Source organism: Rhodanobacter sp. UC4438_H5 (assembly GCF_052978405.1).
The window spans coordinates 2,073,880-2,090,330 of the sequence record NZ_CM129672.1; the positions used below are offsets into that span (position 1 = coordinate 2,073,880).

A 16,451-nucleotide genomic window follows, 5' to 3' on the forward strand; every position below is an offset into this window, starting at 1 on the left:
CGAATGCTAGCAAATGGGGACGGCGGGGTCGGGCGCCGTCGGTGTAGGCCCGGAGCGCGCGCGGATGCCGGAAAGATCAAGCTGCGTTCGTGCGCCGTGGGTGTCGGCGTTTGCCGCACGGCCTGCGTCGCGAAGCTCACTCCATACCGCAGCCAACCCCGGCGCAACTGACCGTGTTGAAGTCGTACAGGGTCGAGTGACCGAGTTTTCCGGTGGGCCGCGGTACGCCCTTGGGCACGAAGAAGGTGGCCGAATTCGCGCCGTACAATCCGGCCGGCAAGGTGTACGCCTTCAGCACCACGTAGGCGCGGAACATCGAGGGCATGCGCGGTGCCGGGGCGCCGCCGGCAATCGGCGGCGCATCGACCGGAGCGTGCTGCCGGGCGCGTCGGGCAGCGATCCACGCCGCACCGTCGGAAGCGTCCGCTTCGCGCAGAAAACCGTCGCGCACGCCCTGCTCCAGCCCCGCCGGCCCGGCCAGCGAGCTGTTCGGCAAGCGGAACGCGGAGGCCGGCCTGGCGCTTCCATCGGTGACCAGCGCGCTGCCTGCCGGCAGCGGTGATCCGACCACCACCTCGCCGCCCTGGGCGGGATACAGCATGTCGACCGGACGGCCAAACATGCGGCGTGCGATCGGGTTGAGCTTGCCGGCATTTTTTGGCGCCACGTAGAAATATTCGCAGCGGCTCCTGTTGTCGTACGTGCTTGTCCGCACCGGCACGTCGGCGGGCAGGCCGGTGATCTCCTGCCGGTGATAGCCGCTCACCAGCACCGCCAGAATGCGCGTGCCCGGCGTCCAGCCGACGCTCCACACGGTGGGTTCGTAGGCACCCAGCATCAGTACCACCGGCGCATCCGGCTGGTTGACCGCCACTCGCATGGCAGTGGCCTCGTGCCCGCTCTGGTCGATCTGGAAATCCTGCCGACTGCCGCCGTAGGCACCGGCGGCGTAGATCCTGGTCGACGGCGGCAACTGCAGGCCGGTGAACGCGCAGCCCGCAGTGGCCGACGCGGCATCGGCAGCAAATGCGAATGGCTTGGTCGGCGCCGACACCGGCGCGGCAGGCTGCGGCGCCGGACCGCTCGCCACGATTGGCGTCCGCGCCGCAACGGAAGCGGTCGCCGCGGGCGCCTGCGCGAGGCCGGTCGAGGGGGCCTCGGGGAGACAACCGGTCATCGCCAGACAGGTCAGCGCGAGCAGCAGGGAATGCGTGTTGGTCACCGGAGAAATCCTTGTCGTGGTTGCGCGCGGGCCGCCGGCGTTCAATGCGACTTGAAGAATGCCGCAAACGCCGCCGCCGTGCGCTCGATGCCGTCGTCGTCGACGTCCAGATGCGTCACCAGCCGCAAGGTCGGCAGGTAGCCGATGCTGATGCGGATGCCGGCCCCGCGCAGATGGACGTCCAGTTCGCGCAGGCGCGTGGCCGGCACGTCGACGAAGACCATGTTGGTGTGCTGACCTAGCAGGTCGATGCCGGCGATCTCGCGCAGGCGACCGGCGAGGTAGGCCGCGCGCCGGTGGTCGTCGGCCAGCCGCGCCACGTGATGATCCAGCGCGTGCATCCCCGCCGCGGCCAGCATGCCCGCCTGGCGCCAGCCGCCGCCACAGACCTTGCGCCAGCGGCGCGCCTTGTCGATCAGCGCATGCGAGCCGAGCAGCACCGAGCCCACCGGCGCGCCCAGACCCTTGGACAGGCAGATCGAGACGGTATCGAAATGCCGCGCGAGATCGCGCGCCGGCACGCCGCAGGCCACCGCGGCGTTGAACAGCCGCGCGCCGTCCAGGTGCAGGCCCAGCCCGTGCGCGCGCGCCGTGTCGTGCGCGGCGCGCAGGTAATCCAGCGGCAGCGGGCGGCCATGCCAGGTGTTCTCCAGCGCCAGCAGGCGGGTGCGTGCGAAGTGCGGGTCGACCGGCTTGATCGCCGCCTCGATCCGCACCAGCGGCAGGCTGCCATCCTCGTCCTGCACGATCGGCTGCGGCTGGATCGAGCCCAGCACCGCCGCGCCGCCGCCCTCGAACTTGTAGGTGTGCGCATCCATGCCGACCAGGTACTCGTCGCCGCGCTCGCAGTGCGCCAGCAAGGCCAGCAGGTTGGACTGGGTGCCGCTGGGCACGAACAGTCCGGCATCGAAGCCGAGGTCGTCGGCCAGCCGCTGCTGCAGCGCGTTGACCGTCGGGTCCTCGCCATAGACGTCGTCACCCACCGCCGCCGCCAGCATCGCCTCGCGCATCGCCGCCGTCGGCCGCGTCACCGTATCGCTGCGCAGATCCACCCCATCCATCACACCCTCCCGCTACCGTTGCCGTTGGTTCTTGCCATTCCCTATTCCCTATTCCCCATTCCCTGCTCAATCACACCCTGCGCCTGAAATACAGCCAGGCAATGCACGCCAACAGCATCGCCGGCAGCAGGTTGGCGAGGAATGGCGGCAGGCCGTAGACGGTGCCAAAATTCACCATCGCCTGCTGCATGAAATACCAGCCGATCGCCAGCAACATGCCGATGAACAGGCGCTTTCCCAGGCCGCCGGAACGCAGTGTGCCGAACGCGAACGGCATCGCGCACAGCACCAGCACCAGCACGTTGAGCGGATACAGCGCGCGGCCCCAGAACGCCACCGCGTAGCTGCCCGGGCTCTCGCCGTTGCTCTCCAGGTAACTCATGTTGCGGCGCAGGTCGCGCATCGACAGGTATTGCGGTTGCACCACGGATTGCGCCAGCACCTGCGGGTTGAGGCTCGACGGCCACGACTCGTTGGCGGTGGTGGTGGAATGCGTGCCCTGCTCATCCAGCGTGGTGCTGCGCACGCCGTGCAGGATCCATTGGTGGCCGTCGTGCGTGGCGCTCTGCGCCAGGCGGAAGCGCTTGAGCTGACCGTCAGGCGTGAAGGTGAACACGCGCACGTCGCTCAGTTGCACCTCGCTGACCCCGTCGTGCTCCTTGAGCGAGGTGCCGCGTGCGTTGATGATGTCGTTGCCGTCGCGCGCCCACAACCCGCTGCCGTCGCCCAGGCCCAGGTTGCCCGAGCGCACGCGCAACTGCATCGCCTGCGCCTGCTGGTCGCCCCACGGCGCGACGGTTTCGCCCAGGATCACCACCCCCACGATCAGCACCGCCACCACGCCTGCCGCCGAGCCGGCGATGCGCAATCGCGACAGGCCGGCCGCGCGCAAGGCGGTGAGTTCGCCACTGCCGGCCAGGCCGCCGAGGCCGAGCAGGCCGCCGATCAGCGCGGCGTTGCCGAACATCTCGTAGGCGCGGCGCGGGAACGTCACCAGCACGTAGACCGTCGCATCGGTCACCGTGTAGCCGTGCTTGCCCACGTTGCCCAGTTGGCGCAGGAACTGGGTCACCGCATCGAAGCCGGTGAGCACCAGCCACACCGTCAGCAGCGAGCCGAGCACGCTGAGCGCCACCAGCCGATCCACCCGCTTGATGCTGAATATGCCCATCACGCGGCACTCGCCGCCGTGCGCACGCGCCGCGGGGAATACTGTTTCCACAGCAACCAGCCGGCCAGCCCCAGCGCGAGCAGGTGCAGGCCCCACAGCGGCGCCTGGCTGTGCCAGTGATCCTTGCCGATCTGCGCGCGCCCCAGCGCCAGCAGCAGGTAGTAGAGATAGAACGCCAGCATCGCCAGCAGCAGCCGGCCGTACTTCGGCTCGCGCGGACTCTGCCGCGCCAGCGGCAACGCCAGCAGCACCAGCACCAGGGTCAGCGGCGCCGCATTGCTGCGCCAGGCGAACTCGGCGCGATCCTCCGGATTGTCGGACTGGAACAGCGCCCAGCTGGTCTTGGAGTGCGCGGGATCCTCATCCTCGTCGGCCTGCACGCTGGACAGCGACGTGTCGTTCTGCCGGTACTGCATCTGGCGCCAATTGTCGGCACCCAGCGGGATGTCGTATTGCCAGCCATCCTTGAAGGCGATGAAACGGCCCTCGCCGTCGCTCTCCTGGTACAGCTGGCCGCTGGCCGCGCTGACCACTTTCAGGTGGGCCCCGCCTTCCTTGCTGTTGCGCTGGGTCGCGACGAAGGTGCGGCCCAGTCGTGTGCCGTCACGGCTCAGGCTGTCGACGAAGATGATGCCGCCCTGGGCGGGCAGGCTGGTGAAGCGCCCGGCGTCGAGGCCGGCGGCGATCACCGAACGGTTGGCCGCGGCCACCAGCGCATCGCTGGTGCGTACCGCCCACGGACCCAGCCACAACGCCACCACCAGGGTGATCGCCACCAGCACCGCGGCCAGCACCGCGACCGGACGCAGCAGGCCCGCCGGACCCATGCCGGAGGACGACAGCACGTGCATCTCGCTCTCGCGGTACATGCGGCCCAGCCCCATCAGCACGCCGATGAAACTCGCCAGCGGCATCAGGTTGGTCAGGCCGTCGAGCGTGCGCAGCCCCAGCACCTGAAACATCACGCTGGCCGGAAAGCTGCCGCTGGCCACCTGCTGCAACACCTTGGCGAACGCGCTGCCGGCCACGATCACCAGCAGGACCACCACGGTGGCGGCGACGGTCTGCGCCAGCTCACGCAGGAAGTAGCGGTCGAGGATGCTCAGCATGCGATAAACTTGATGGCTTGTGCGGTGACACCCCGGGAGCGTGGGCGGCAGAAACTTCCGAGGCGAAAAATGTGGATGCGCGAGGACGGGTTTTCGACGGTTCGCCGGCCCATGGTGGTTCCATGGGTCAAGAATCGGCGGAAATACGGACCGCGCAGCCGCTTTTGCAGCCCGGAAGATTTCTGCCGCCCACGCTCCCAGGGGCGGCGAACCGCAAGTCTAGCCTGTCCGGCCACGACCGGGCCCACACGGGAACGCATCCGATGACTCTCCAGTTCAGCCTGACCAACACTGCCGCCACTGCCGTCGACAGCCCGTGCATCGTGGTCGGCGTGTACGAGCAGGCGGTGCTGGGCAACGCCGCCGAAGCGGTGGATCGCGCCACCGGCGGGTTGATCCGCCAGCAACTCGAAAGCGGCGACATCAGCGGCAAGGCCGGCAGCACCAGCGTGCTGTTCGCCCCGCCGGGCATCGCCGCCAAACGCGTGATGGTGGTCGGCCTGGGTGCGCAGAAATCGTTCGACGGCGCGCGCTTCCAGAAGATCCACATCGAAGCCGCGCGTGCGCTCGGCCGGTTGCCGTTGAACGCGGCGGTGTCCTATCTCACCGACGTGGACGTACCCGGCCGCGACGCCGCCTGGCGCGTGCGCGTGGCGGCGCTGGCCAGCGATTTCGCCGCCTACCGCTACACCGCCACCTTCAAGCCGCGCGACAAGGCCAAGCCGGCGGAACTGGCCACGCTCGCCTTCGCCGCGGGCGACGAGGCACACGCCGCGCTGGAGCAGGCCACCGCCATTGCCGAAGGCGTGCGCTTCGCACGCGAGCTGGCCAACCTGCCGCCGAACATCTGCAACCCCGCCTACATCGCTGCCCAGGCCCAGGCCTTCGCCGACCTGCACGACAAGGTCAACTGCCAGGTGCTGGACGAAGCGCAGATGGCCGAGCTGGGTTTCGGCTCGCTGCTCGCCGTGGCGCGCGGGTCGGCCAACAAGCCGCGGCTGATCGCGCTGGAATACAAGGGCGGCGATCCGGACGACAAGCCGTATGCCTTGGTCGGCAAGGGCGTCACCTTCGACTCCGGCGGCCTCAGCCTCAAGCCCGGCCCCGGCATGGAGGACATGAAGTTCGACATGGGCGGCGCCGCCGGCGTGATGGGCGCGTTCGTGGCCGCGGTGAAGATGGGCCTGAAGCGCAACCTCGTGTGCGTGGTGCCGAGCGTGGAGAACATGCCCGGCGGCGACAGCTACCGTCCCAGCGACGTGCTCACCAGCCTCTCCGGCCTCACCATCGAGGTGCTCAATACCGATGCCGAAGGCCGGCTGATCCTGTGCGATGCGCTGACCTGGACGGCGAAGACCTACCAGCCGCACACCATCGTCGACGCCGCCACCCTCACCGGCGCCTGCGTGGTCGCCCTGGGCAAGCATGCCAGCGGCCTGATGAGCAAGCACGACGACCTCGCCGCCGAGCTGCTCGCCGCCGGCGAGGAAACCCTCGATCGCGCCTGGCGCCTGCCGCTGTGGGACGACTACCAGGTGCAACTGGAATCGGGTTTCGCCGACGTCGCCAACATCGGCGGCAAGACCGCCGGCGCGATCACCGCCGGCTGTTTCCTCTCGCGCTTCACCGACGGCCAGCGCTGGGCCCACCTCGACATCGCCGGCACCGCCTGGGAAGACGGCCGCAAGGGCCTCGCCACCGGCCGCCCGGTGGCGTTGCTGGCGCAGTGGCTGCTGGATCGGGAATAAGGAAATGGGGAATGGGGAATAGGAAGAGCTGGCAGCCGCAACGGCGGCGTTGCCTTTACTATTCCCCATTCCCCATTCCCCATTCCCAGCCTGATGCGCGCCGACTTCTACCTGATCGCCAACAAGCCACGCTTCATCGAGCAGCCGCTGCTGCTGGTGTGCGAGCTGGCGAAAAAGGCCTACGCGGCGCAGCAGCCGACGCTGATCCTGGCGCGCGACCACGAGCAGGCCCACGAAATCGACGAACTGCTGTGGGCGTTCGACGACGACGCGATGATCCCGCACCAGCTGGCCGGCGACGACGACGACGAATTCACCGCCGTGCTGATCGTACCGCCCGGCGTCGACACTCCCGACCGCCCGCTGCTGATCAACCTGCGCGACCGCTGCCCCGACCAGCCGTGCGAACGGGTGCTCGAAGTGGTACCCGCCGACCCCGATGCCCGCGACGGCTCGCGCGAACGCTGGCGCGAGTACCAGCGACGCGGTTTCGAACTCCACAAGAGCGACCAGTAGGAGCCCGCTCGCGGGCGATGCTCTGGCTCCCGCGAATGCCCGTTCCCTGTTCCCGATTTTCGGCTCGAATGCATCGCCCGCCAGCGTGCTCGCACCGCGCCACCGTCAGGCCGGGGGCGCTTCGGCCGGCGTCGCCAGTGCACGCGCCAGTGCCGCCGCCAATTGCTCGCCGCTGACCGGCTTGCGCAGGAAGCCGTCCATGCCCGCTTCGCGGGCGCGCGCCTCGTCGCGGCCGCCGGAGCGGGCGGTGACCGCAATGATCGGCACGTGGCGGGCGTCCGGTTCGCGCTGGCGGATCAGCCGCGCGATCTGGAAGCCGTCGACGCCGGGCAGGTCCAGGTCCAGCAGCACGGCGTCGAAACTCACGTGTGCCAGTTCGGACAGTGCGGCCAGCCCGTTGACCACGTGCACCACCGCGTGGCCCTCGCGCTCCAGCAGGCCCCGGATCACCACCGCCACGATGGTGTCGTCCTCCACCAGCAGCAAGCGGTAGCTGCGGGCGGCGCGAGTCGGCGTCGGCGCTTCGACCGGCGGCTCGGCCAGCGGCAGGCGCACGCGGAAGGTGCTGCCGTGGCCCACGCGCGATTCCAGCTCGATGCTGCCGCCCATCATGTCCACCAGCTCCCGGCAGATCGCCAGGCCCAGGCCGCTGCCCGCCGCACGCTGCGGGCCGTCGGCCTGCTCGAAGCGCTGGAACAAGCGCGCCTGGCTCGCCTCGGGAATGCCCGGCCCGGTGTCGCTGATGCCGAACTGCAAACCGTCGGCGGTGCGCTGCGCGCTCAGCGAGACGCTGCCGTGCTCGGTGAACTTCAAGGCATTGTTGGCCAGATTCAGCAGGATCTGCTTGATCCGCACCGCGTCGCCGAGCAGTTGTGCCGGCAGATCGTCGGCCAGTGCCAGCTCGAAGCGGATGCCCTTGGCGTGGGCCAGGCCCTGCTCCAGCTGCGCCACGTCCTCCAGCAACTGGCGCGGGCTGAACGGCGCCGGCTCCAGCTCCAGCCGGCCGGCCTCGATGCGGGCCAGGTCGAGCGCGTCGTTGAGCAGCTTCAGCAGCATGCCGCCGGAGCGTTGCATCGCCTGCGTGTAGTCGTGCTGCTGCCGGTTCAGCGGCGTGCTCAACAGCAGCTCGGCCATGCCCATCACGCCGGTCATCGGCGTGCGTATTTCATGGCTCAGGGTGGCCAGGAACTGCGTCTTCGCCGCGCTCGCCGCCTCGGCCATCTGCCGCTGCTGCTCGGCCAGCTGGATCTTGTGGCGCTGCGCCAGGCGACGGCGCCAGGCATGCAGGATCAGAGCCACCAGCGCCGCCACCAGCAGCACGTAGATGGCCCACGCCCACCAGCGCAGCCACGGCGGCGCCTCGACCTGGATGCGCAGCGGCGTGGCCAGGTGCACCCATCGGCCATTCGCGCCCGCGGCCATCACGTCCAGCGTGTAGTCGCCTGCGCCGAGGCCGCTGAAATCGCGCTCGCCGCGGCTGCCGGTGTCCACCCAGTCGCTGTCGAAGCCGTACAGCCGGAAACGGTAGCGGTTGGCAGCCGGCGCGACATAGGAGAACACCCGCGCCTCGATCGCGAGCTGGCTGTCGTGCCAGTCCATGTGCAGCGGCTGCGTGCCGATCGGCAGTACTTGGGCGGCGCCGCGGTGGCGCACCCTGGCCTGGGTGAGCGCCATCTGCGGCACGCTGGTCTGCCGGTTGCTCCGGTCCGGGTTGAACGCCACCACGCCGCCCAGGGTGGCGGCGTAGATGTAGCCGCTGGGCATCCGCGCGTAGCCGCGGAAGAACTCGCCGTTGGTCAGGCCATCCTGCAGGCCGAACGAACGGAACGTGCCGGTGTCCGGCTCGAACCGCCACAGGCCGTCGTGGCCAAACACCCAGACCCGGCCGGCGGCATCGACGCGCAGGTCGGTGACGTTGACCGACGGCCAGCCATGCACCGCGTCGATCCGGCGGTCCGCCACGATGCCGTCGCCGCCGCGGCGGTAGTGGACCAGCCCGTCGGCATTGGCCATCCACAGTCCGTCGGCGGTGAAATCGAAGGCGTCGACGGATTGTCCTGCCGGCCCGCCCGGCACCATCACGAAGCGGCCCCGGGTCGTGTCCAGCCACATCATGCCGCCGTCGCTGGCGTACCAGAAGACGCCGTCATGCAGCGTCATCTGGCTGCCCCAGCGCACCTTGTCGCTGGAGCCGTCCATCGGCACCGGCTGGACCGCCAGCGTCTCCGGGTCGATGCGGAACAAGCCCTGGCCGAAGGTGCGCGCATACATCTGGCCATCCGGCCCGGACTCGACCTCCAGCGGCCGCTGCAGCATCGCGCCGGCCGGGTCGACCCGGTCGAGTCGCCCGTCGGTGTCGCGGTACAGCGCGCCCTGCACCACCACCCACAAGCGGTTGCTCGCGTCCTCGGTCATGCCGACCACGTCGCCGCGCAGTCCCGATATCGCGTGCTCGACCGCGCCGGTCACCGGATCGAGCCGGTCGACCCGGCCGCCGCGCTGGCCCACCCACACGTGGCGACCGTCCTTGCCGCGCGCCATGGTGGTGGCGATCGCGTCGCGCAGGCTGGACGGATCGTCCGGCGTGTGGGTGAAGCGGCTGAAGCGGTTCCAGCCCGGCCCCAGGTACGCCACGCCGCCGTCGTACAGCGCCGCCCACATGCCGCCTTCGCGGTCGACCATCAGCTGCCATACCCAGGTACCGGGCAAGTTGCCGTAGAGCACCGGCTGGTCGGCCACCGCGGTCACCGGCCCGCCCGGGCGCGCCTGCAGGAACAGGCCCTTCTGCGTGCCGACCCACAGGCGGCCGGCGGCGTCGCGCACGCTGCTCATCACGTTGGTGGCGGGAATCACGCCGGCGCCGAAGCGGCGTGCCACGCCGTCGGCGCCGACGATCCACAGGCCGTCGGTGGCGGCAAGCCGCACCTCGTCGCCGCTGCCGTCGATCCGCCACGCGTCGATGGTCCGCTGCGGCTCGGCCGACGGTATGCGGCGGATCGCGCCGTCCGCCTCGCGCACGAATACGCCGTGGCTGCTGCCGATCCACAATCGGCCGCGCCCGTCCACATACAGTGCGGCAACGGTGCCGACCGCGGCTGGCGTGGCACCAAGCTGCGGATCGACCACGTGCTCGAAGCCGCGCTCGTCCGGGTGCATGCGGTCGAGCCCGCCGGCGCTGCCTATCCACAAGCTGCCGTCCGGTGTTTGCGCGATGGCCCAGACCCGGTCGCTGGACAGGCTGGCCGGGTCGGCCTGATCGTGCCCCCAGTGGCGGAAGCTGCCGCTGGCCTCGTCGTAGCGGTTCAGGCCGGCGTTGAGGCCAGCGGCCCACAGGCGTCCGCGGCGATCGACCGTCAGCGTGGCAATGCCGTTGGCGTACAGCGAGCCCGGGTCGTTCTCCGCATGCCGGAACACCTTGAAGCCGACGCCGTCGAAACGCGCCAGGCCACCCTTGGTGCCGAACCAGATCGCGCCCTTGCGATCCTGCACCACGGCGTAGACATTGGTGCTGGGCAAGCCATCCGAGGTGTCGTAGCGGCGAAACTGCGGCGTCGGCAGCGGATCGGCCCGACTCGCGGCCGTCGGGATGGCCGGCATGCCCGCGACGGGCAGGGCCAGCCCGAGGGCCAGGGTCAGCAAGGCTGCCGAAAACATTCAGGTCGTCCCCTTCGGGCTTCCATGCCGGCCAGCACCGCGTTGCATGCGAGCGACGCGCCATGGCGGCAGCCTGTCCCGTAGCGGCCATGATGCCAAAGCCTTCCTGCCAGCGCGAGCACAGGCGCCCGTCCGCGGCTCAGGCCGTGGCATCGCTCGCCGAGGCGATGACCCGGGCCAGCGCACCAGCCAGTTGTTCGCCGCTGACCGGCTTGCGCAGGAAGCCGTCCATGCCCGCTTCGCGGGCGCGCGCCTCGTCGCGGCCGCCGGAGCGGGCGGTGACCGCGATGATCGGCACGTGGCGGGCGTCCGGTTCGCGCTGGCGGATCAGCCGCGCGATCTGGAAGCCGTCGACGCCGGGCAGGTCCAGGTCCAGCAGCACCGCGTCGAAGCTGGCGTGGGCCAGCTCGGCCAGCGCGGCCAGCCCGTTGATCACGTGCACCACGTGATGGCCTTCGCGTTCGAGCAGGCCGCGGATGACCGCCGCCACGATGGTGTCGTCTTCCACCAGCAGCAGGTGATGGCTGCCGCCGGCGGCGAGCGGTGCCGCCAGTGGCGCCGGCTCGGCCGGTTCGGCCAGCGGCAGGCGCACGCGGAAGGTGCTGCCGTGGCCCACGCGCGATTCCAGCTCGATGCTGCCGCCCATCATGTCCACCAGCTCCCGGCAGATCGCCAGGCCCAGGCCGCTGCCCGCCGCACGCTGCGGGCCGTCGGCCTGCTCGAAGCGCTGGAACAAGCGCGCCTGGCTCGCCTCGGGAATGCCCGGCCCGGTGTCGCTGACGCCGAACTGCAAACCGTCGGCGGTGCGTTCGCCGCGCAAGGTCACGTGGCCGCGTTCGGTGAACTTGAGCGCGTTGTTGGCCAGGTTCAGCAGCACCTGCTTGATGCGCACCGCATCGCCGACGACCTGTGCGGGGAGGTCATCGGCCACCTCCAGCACGAAGCGGATACCGCGCGCGTGCGCCAGCCCCTGCTCCAGCTGCGTCACGTCCTCCAGCAACTGGCGCGGGCTGAACGGCGCCGGCTCCAGCTCCAGCTTGCCGGCCTCGATGCGGGCCAGGTCGAGCGCGTCGTTGAGCAGTTTCAGCAGCATGTCGCCGGAACGTTGCATCGCCCGGGTGTAGTCATGCTGCAGCGGATCGAGCGACGTGCTCAACAGCAATTCGGCCATGCCCATCACGCCGGTCATCGGCGTGCGTATCTCGTGGCTCAGGGTGGCCAGGAACTGGGTCTTGGCTGCGCTGGCCGCCTCGGCCATCTGCCGCTGCTGCTCGGCCAGCTGGATCTGGTGGCGCTGCGCCAGCCGCCGGCGCCAGCCACGCAACGCCAGCGCGACCACGGCTGCCACCAGCAACAGGTAACCCAGCCATGCCCACCAGCGCAGCCACGGCGGCGCCTGCACCGTGACCAGCAGCGGCCGCGCCTTGCCCCACTGGCCGTCGGCGCCATGGCCGTGCACTTCCAGCGTATAACTGCCGGCGCCGAGCCCGACGAACTCGCGCTGGCCCTGGTTGCCGGTGCTCACCCAGCCGCTGTCGAAACCGCCCATGTGGAAGAAGTAGCGGTTCGCTGCCGGGTCCACGTAGGACGACATGCGCGCCTCCACGCGCAAGTCGCGATCGCGCCAGCCCAGGTGCACCGGCTGCTCCGGCGACAGCGCGACGGTCTTGCCGTCGCGGCGCACGCTGACCTGGGTGAGCGACAGCAGCGGCAGCGGGCCGGGCCGTTCCAGCCGCGCCAGTTCGGCCGGCTGGAACGCGGTGACGCCGCCGCTGCTGGCGGCAAGCATGGTGCCGTCGGCAGCGACCACCGCCGAGCCGTTGGTGAACTCTCCATTGCTCAGGCCCTGCGCCGCACCGAACTGGGTGAACGTGTGGGTCAGCGGGTTGAAGCGGCGCAGGCCCGGGCTGCTGAACAACCACAGTTGCCCCTGCCGATCGACCAGCATGGTGCGCAGGTCCGCGATCAGCCCCATCCGGCTGATGTCGACGCTGTCGTCGCGCGTGGCGCGCCCGTCCGCCAGGCGGTAATGCTCCAGCGCGGTTTCGGTGGCGATCCAGAAACCGTCGTCATCGAACGCGAAACTGTAGATCTCCCGCCGCGATACGCCCGGCACGAACGCCAGCGGCTGTCCGGGCCCTTCGCTGCGCATCAGCCCGGCCATGCTGGCGTACCAGACCGCCCCGTCGTGCGCCCGCAACTGGTCGAAGAAGCGCGCGCCGTCGGGCGCATCGGCCGGCAGCAGCGGCGTCGACGCCAGCGTGTCGGGGTCGATCGCGAACACGCCCTCGCCCCACGACGCCCCGTAGATATGGCCGTCCATGCCGGCGACCAGCGCGAGCGGCCGTTTCATGTGCGTCTGCTCGGCGCCCAGCGTCAGCAGCTTGCCGTGGTCGTAGCGGTAGATGCGCCCGGGCCCGGTGATCCACAGGCGGCCGCGCGCATCCTCCGCCAGCGAGGTGAGGTTGCCGTGCAGGCCGCGCAGCACGTGGCTGACCTCGCCGGTCGCCGTATCCAGCTTGTCGACCCAGCCGTTGTAGCCGCCCACCAACAGCTCGTGGTCGCGCCCGGTCAGCACCGACAGCGCTGCGGTGTTGGACAGGCTGTCGGCATCGTCCGGGATATGCGTGAAACGCGCGAAACCATTCCAGCTCGGCGGCAGGTACGCGATGCTGGACTGGTCGAAGGTGAACCACAGGCCGCCTTCGCGATCGCGGAAAATCTGCCACAGCCGATCGCTGGGCAGGCCGCCGGGCAACAGCGGCGCGCCGGTGATGTGCTGCAGCGGGCCCTGTTCCGATTCGAGCCAGACGCCGTCGAGGCTGCCCAGCCACAACCGCCCTTGGCTGTCGCGCACGCTGCTCAGGATGCGCGTGTTGGCCAGTTGCCGATTTGCCAGCGGCCGCGCCACGCCGTCGGCGCCGACCACCAGCAGGCCACCGCTGACCGCCACGCGGATCTCGTCGCCATCGCCCTCGATGCGCCACACCGCGCCGACGTCGCCGGCGAACGCGGGGTCGACCGCCACGCGGCGCACCTTGCCGTCGGTCGAGCGCACGTAGAGACCATGCTCACTGCCGATCCACAACCGCCCCTCGTGGTCGGCCAGCAAGGCGCGGATGGCGCCGAACGGGGCCGCCTGCCCGCTGCCGGCATCGAGCCGCACGGGTTCGAAACCTCTCTCGTCGCGGCGCATGCGGTCGAGGCCGCCCTGGGTGCCCACCCAGATCTGGCCATCGGGGGTCTGCGCGATGCTCCACACTTCGTCGTTGCTGAGGCTGTGCGGATCGTCCGCTGCGTGCACCCAGTGGCGAAAGCGCCCGCCGTCCTGGTCGTAGACGGTCAGTCCCGCCGAGACGCCGCCGGCCCAGATGCGGTCCGCCTTGTCCACGAACAGGGTGTAGATCTGGTTGCTCGGCAGCGACAGCGGATCGCCGCTGGCATGCCGGAACACCTTGAACGTGACGCCGTCGAAGCGCACCAGGCCGCCATCGGCACCGAACCACATCATGCCGCGATGATCCTGCGCCACCGCGTAGATCGAACCGCTGGGCACGCCGTCGGCCACGCCATAACGACGGAACTGCGGCGTCGCCGGCATGCTCGCGCCGGCGGCCGGCATTGTCGTGCTGGCACCGCCGGCGGCCGCGGACCCCGGCGTGGCCACCGCCAGAACCGCACCCAACATGAGCGATGCAAGCATGCGCAGATTCCCCTGATCCGCCCCATCATGCCAAATCGGGTCCGTGGCGGCGAGCATCGCGCCGGCCCGGAGCGATGCGTTTCACGCGTCGTGCGTCATTCGGCCGCGTCGGGCGCCGCCAACGCCTTGCTGTAGAAACCCGACGGATCGAAACAGCACACGCGCCGCTTGCCGGCGGCGAGCATGTCGCAGGCGGCGGCGACGCGCTGCGTGCGGGTCTTTGCCTGCTTGGCCGAGACGATCCAGTGGATCCAGTCCACGCGCGCGATCGTGGTGGTGGCGTCCCAGCCGGCGCGGGCGGCGGTGGGCGCATCGTCCAGCGCCTGGCGCAGGTCGGCCGGCAGCGCGGGTTCCGGCTCATGCTTCACCGGCGCGATCTCCAGCGCCACGGTGTCGCCCGCTTGCGCACGGACGGTCTTGAGCAGGCGGCTGTCCAGTTTCAGCCAGTGGCTCAACTGGCCATCCGGCTCCAGCGTCGCCTGGAAGCGGTGGCCGTTGATGCTGGCGTCGACCGTGGTGCGCCCACGGCGCGGCAGCTTCTCGCTCACCGGTCGCGGCAACAGCACGAAGGCCCATGCGGCATCGTCGGGCATCGCCGGGCGCAGCACTTTCGCCGTGAAGCGGGAGGTGGTGTCGGCCTTGCTCATGTCGCATCGTCCTCGGGGAAGGGGCTTGCCGCACGCCTGGGGGCAAGGCAACGCGGGGATCGTACCGCGCATGCCGTGGCGCGGCGAAAGGGCCATCGGCCATGGGCGTGTGCGGTGCGCGAGCCCCTACAATCGCCGGATGTCCCGACGCCTACGCCTGCTGTTCGCCGCCCTGGCCATAGCCGCACTGCTGTGGCTGCTGTTTGCCGCGGCGGAACGTTTCCTCGCGCTGGCCCAGCGCTTCCTCGCCTTGCCGGCGCCGTTGCAGTGGACGCTGGGCCTGGTGCTGGCGATCTTCGCCGCCGCCGGCCTGGCCGTGCTGTGGTGGCTGCTGCGTCCGCGCCGCCGGCGCCGACCCCTGCCGGTGCCCGACCGCGCCAGCCTGGAGCAGCGCATCGACAAGTTGCGCGAACACGGCGCCGACACCGGCGCGCTCGCCACCGAGCTGGGCGAACTCGACCAGCGCCGGCTCGGCGCGCGCCTGTACGTCGCGCTGTTCGGCGAGATCTCCACCGGCAAGTCCAGCCTGATCCGTGCGCTGGCGCCGCAGGCCACACTGGCCAGCGAGGCGCGCGGCGGCACCACGCGCGCGGTCGGTCACTACGACAGCACCTTGCCCGACGGCCGCAGCCTGGTACTCGCCGACGTACCCGGCAGCCGCGAGAGTGGCGGCGAAGCGCGCGAACGCGAGGCACGCGAAGAAGCCCTGCGCGCCCACGCGGTGATCTACCTGTGTGCCGGCGACCTCACCCGCAGCCAGGTCGACGAACTGCGCTGGCTCGCCGATTTCGGCAAGCCGCTGCTGCTGGTGTTGAACAAGGCCGACCAGTGGGGCGAGCCGGAGCTGGCGCAGCTGCTGGACAAGCTGCGCGCGCAATCGCGCGGCATCGCCAGCGCGGTGGTGGCGATCAGCGCCGGCGGCAGCGAGCGATACCAGCGCCGGCTCGCCGACGGCAGCACCGAATCGGTCGAACGCCAGCGCAAGCCGGCGATCCAACCGCTGCTGCGCGCACTCACCCGCCTCATCGCTCCCGGTGCCGAGGGACTGGAGCCGCGTCGCGAGCAGGCCGTGCTCGCCGGCCTGCACCAGCGCACCGGCACGCTGGAGGCGCAGACCCGCGCCGAAACCGCAGAGCGCATCGTGCGCCAGTACGCCCGCCGCGCGATCGTCGGTGCGATGGCGGCGGTGGCGCCAGGCAGCGACCTGGTGATCCAGGGCGTGCTCGCCACCGGGCTCACGCGGGCGCTGGCCGAGCTGTACGGCGTCGGGCTCAGCGACGTGCAGATCGAGGATTTCGTGCGCCAGGCCAGGCTGACCCTGCGCACCGGCAGCTCGATCGTGCTGGCGGTTGCCGGCAATGCACTGAAGGCGTTCCCCGGTCTGGGCACGCTGGGCGGCGGCGTGCTGCACGCGTTCGCCTACGCGCTGATCTTCGACTCGATGGGCCGCGCCCTGGCCGCCTCGCTGGCCGAGCGGCAGACGCTGGACCAGGACGATGCCGACGCGCGGCTGAAGACCCTGCTCGCCGATGCCGGCGGCACGCGCCTGAAACAACTGGCGACGTTGACGATGGACACGCTGCGCGAACCGCGCGTGGAGTAACCCGTGCTCACTGGTAG

The 16,451-nt window shown here is 70.4% G+C and carries 10 protein-coding genes; 3 read left to right on the forward strand and 7 right to left on the reverse strand.

Annotation, left to right across the window (positions count from 1 at the left end):
* Positions 1 to 136 precede the first annotated feature (136 nt).
* The 4 genes from ACVCL9_RS09865 to lptF form a co-directional block, all read right to left on the reverse strand.
* On the reverse strand, positions 137 to 1,222 hold the full coding sequence (locus ACVCL9_RS09865) for a hypothetical protein (RefSeq protein ID WP_447098263.1): 1,086 nt from the start codon (positions 1,220 to 1,222) through the stop codon (positions 137 to 139).
* 41 nt (positions 1,223 to 1,263) lie between these two features.
* On the reverse strand, positions 1,264 to 2,283 hold the full coding sequence (gene ltaE / locus ACVCL9_RS09870; protein ID WP_447098262.1) for a low-specificity L-threonine aldolase: 1,020 nt from the start codon (positions 2,281 to 2,283) through the stop codon (positions 1,264 to 1,266).
* Between the two features lie 70 nt (positions 2,284 to 2,353).
* Positions 2,354 to 3,454 carry an LPS export ABC transporter permease LptG gene (gene lptG / locus ACVCL9_RS09875; protein WP_447098261.1) on the reverse strand — a complete coding sequence of 367 codons (1,101 nt, stop codon included), beginning with the start codon at positions 3,452 to 3,454 and terminating at the stop codon, positions 2,354 to 2,356.
* Complete coding sequence (lptF, locus tag ACVCL9_RS09880; protein ID WP_395119957.1) at positions 3,454 to 4,563, reverse strand: LPS export ABC transporter permease LptF; 1,110 nt, start codon at positions 4,561 to 4,563, stop codon at positions 3,454 to 3,456. The genes lptG and lptF overlap by 1 nt, the downstream gene beginning before the upstream one ends.
* 263 nt (positions 4,564 to 4,826) lie before the next feature.
* On the opposite strand from lptF, the gene ACVCL9_RS09885 reads away from it, so the two are divergent.
* The gene (locus ACVCL9_RS09885; protein ID WP_447098260.1) at positions 4,827 to 6,311 is read left to right on the forward strand and encodes a leucyl aminopeptidase; all 1,485 of its coding nucleotides are present in this window, start codon (positions 4,827 to 4,829) and stop codon (positions 6,309 to 6,311) included.
* A 93-nt stretch (positions 6,312 to 6,404) separates the two neighbouring features.
* Complete coding sequence (locus ACVCL9_RS09890; RefSeq protein ID WP_395119959.1) at positions 6,405 to 6,827, forward strand: DNA polymerase III subunit chi; 423 nt, start codon at positions 6,405 to 6,407, stop codon at positions 6,825 to 6,827.
* A gap of 105 nt (positions 6,828 to 6,932) precedes the next feature.
* On the opposite strand, the gene ACVCL9_RS09895 is transcribed toward ACVCL9_RS09890, so the two are convergent.
* The 3 genes from ACVCL9_RS09895 to ACVCL9_RS09905 form a co-directional block, all read right to left on the reverse strand.
* Positions 6,933 to 10,481 carry an ATP-binding protein gene (locus ACVCL9_RS09895; RefSeq protein WP_447098259.1) on the reverse strand — a complete coding sequence of 1,183 codons (3,549 nt, stop codon included), beginning with the start codon at positions 10,479 to 10,481 and terminating at the stop codon, positions 6,933 to 6,935.
* 139 nt (positions 10,482 to 10,620) lie between these two features.
* Entirely contained in the window at positions 10,621 to 14,184 is a 3,564-nt protein-coding gene (locus tag ACVCL9_RS09900; RefSeq protein ID WP_447098258.1) for a two-component regulator propeller domain-containing protein, read from the reverse strand.
* A gap of 95 nt (positions 14,185 to 14,279) precedes the next feature.
* Positions 14,280 to 14,831, reverse strand: coding sequence for a YdeI/OmpD-associated family protein (locus tag ACVCL9_RS09905; protein ID WP_447098257.1), 552 nt, complete (start codon positions 14,829 to 14,831; stop codon positions 14,280 to 14,282).
* A gap of 139 nt (positions 14,832 to 14,970) precedes the next feature.
* Here ACVCL9_RS09905 and ACVCL9_RS09910 point away from each other — a divergent pair, with 139 nt between their 5' ends.
* The gene (locus ACVCL9_RS09910; RefSeq protein ID WP_447098256.1) at positions 14,971 to 16,434 is read left to right on the forward strand and encodes a GTPase; all 1,464 of its coding nucleotides are present in this window, start codon (positions 14,971 to 14,973) and stop codon (positions 16,432 to 16,434) included.
* Positions 16,435 to 16,451: the final 17 nt, after the last annotated feature.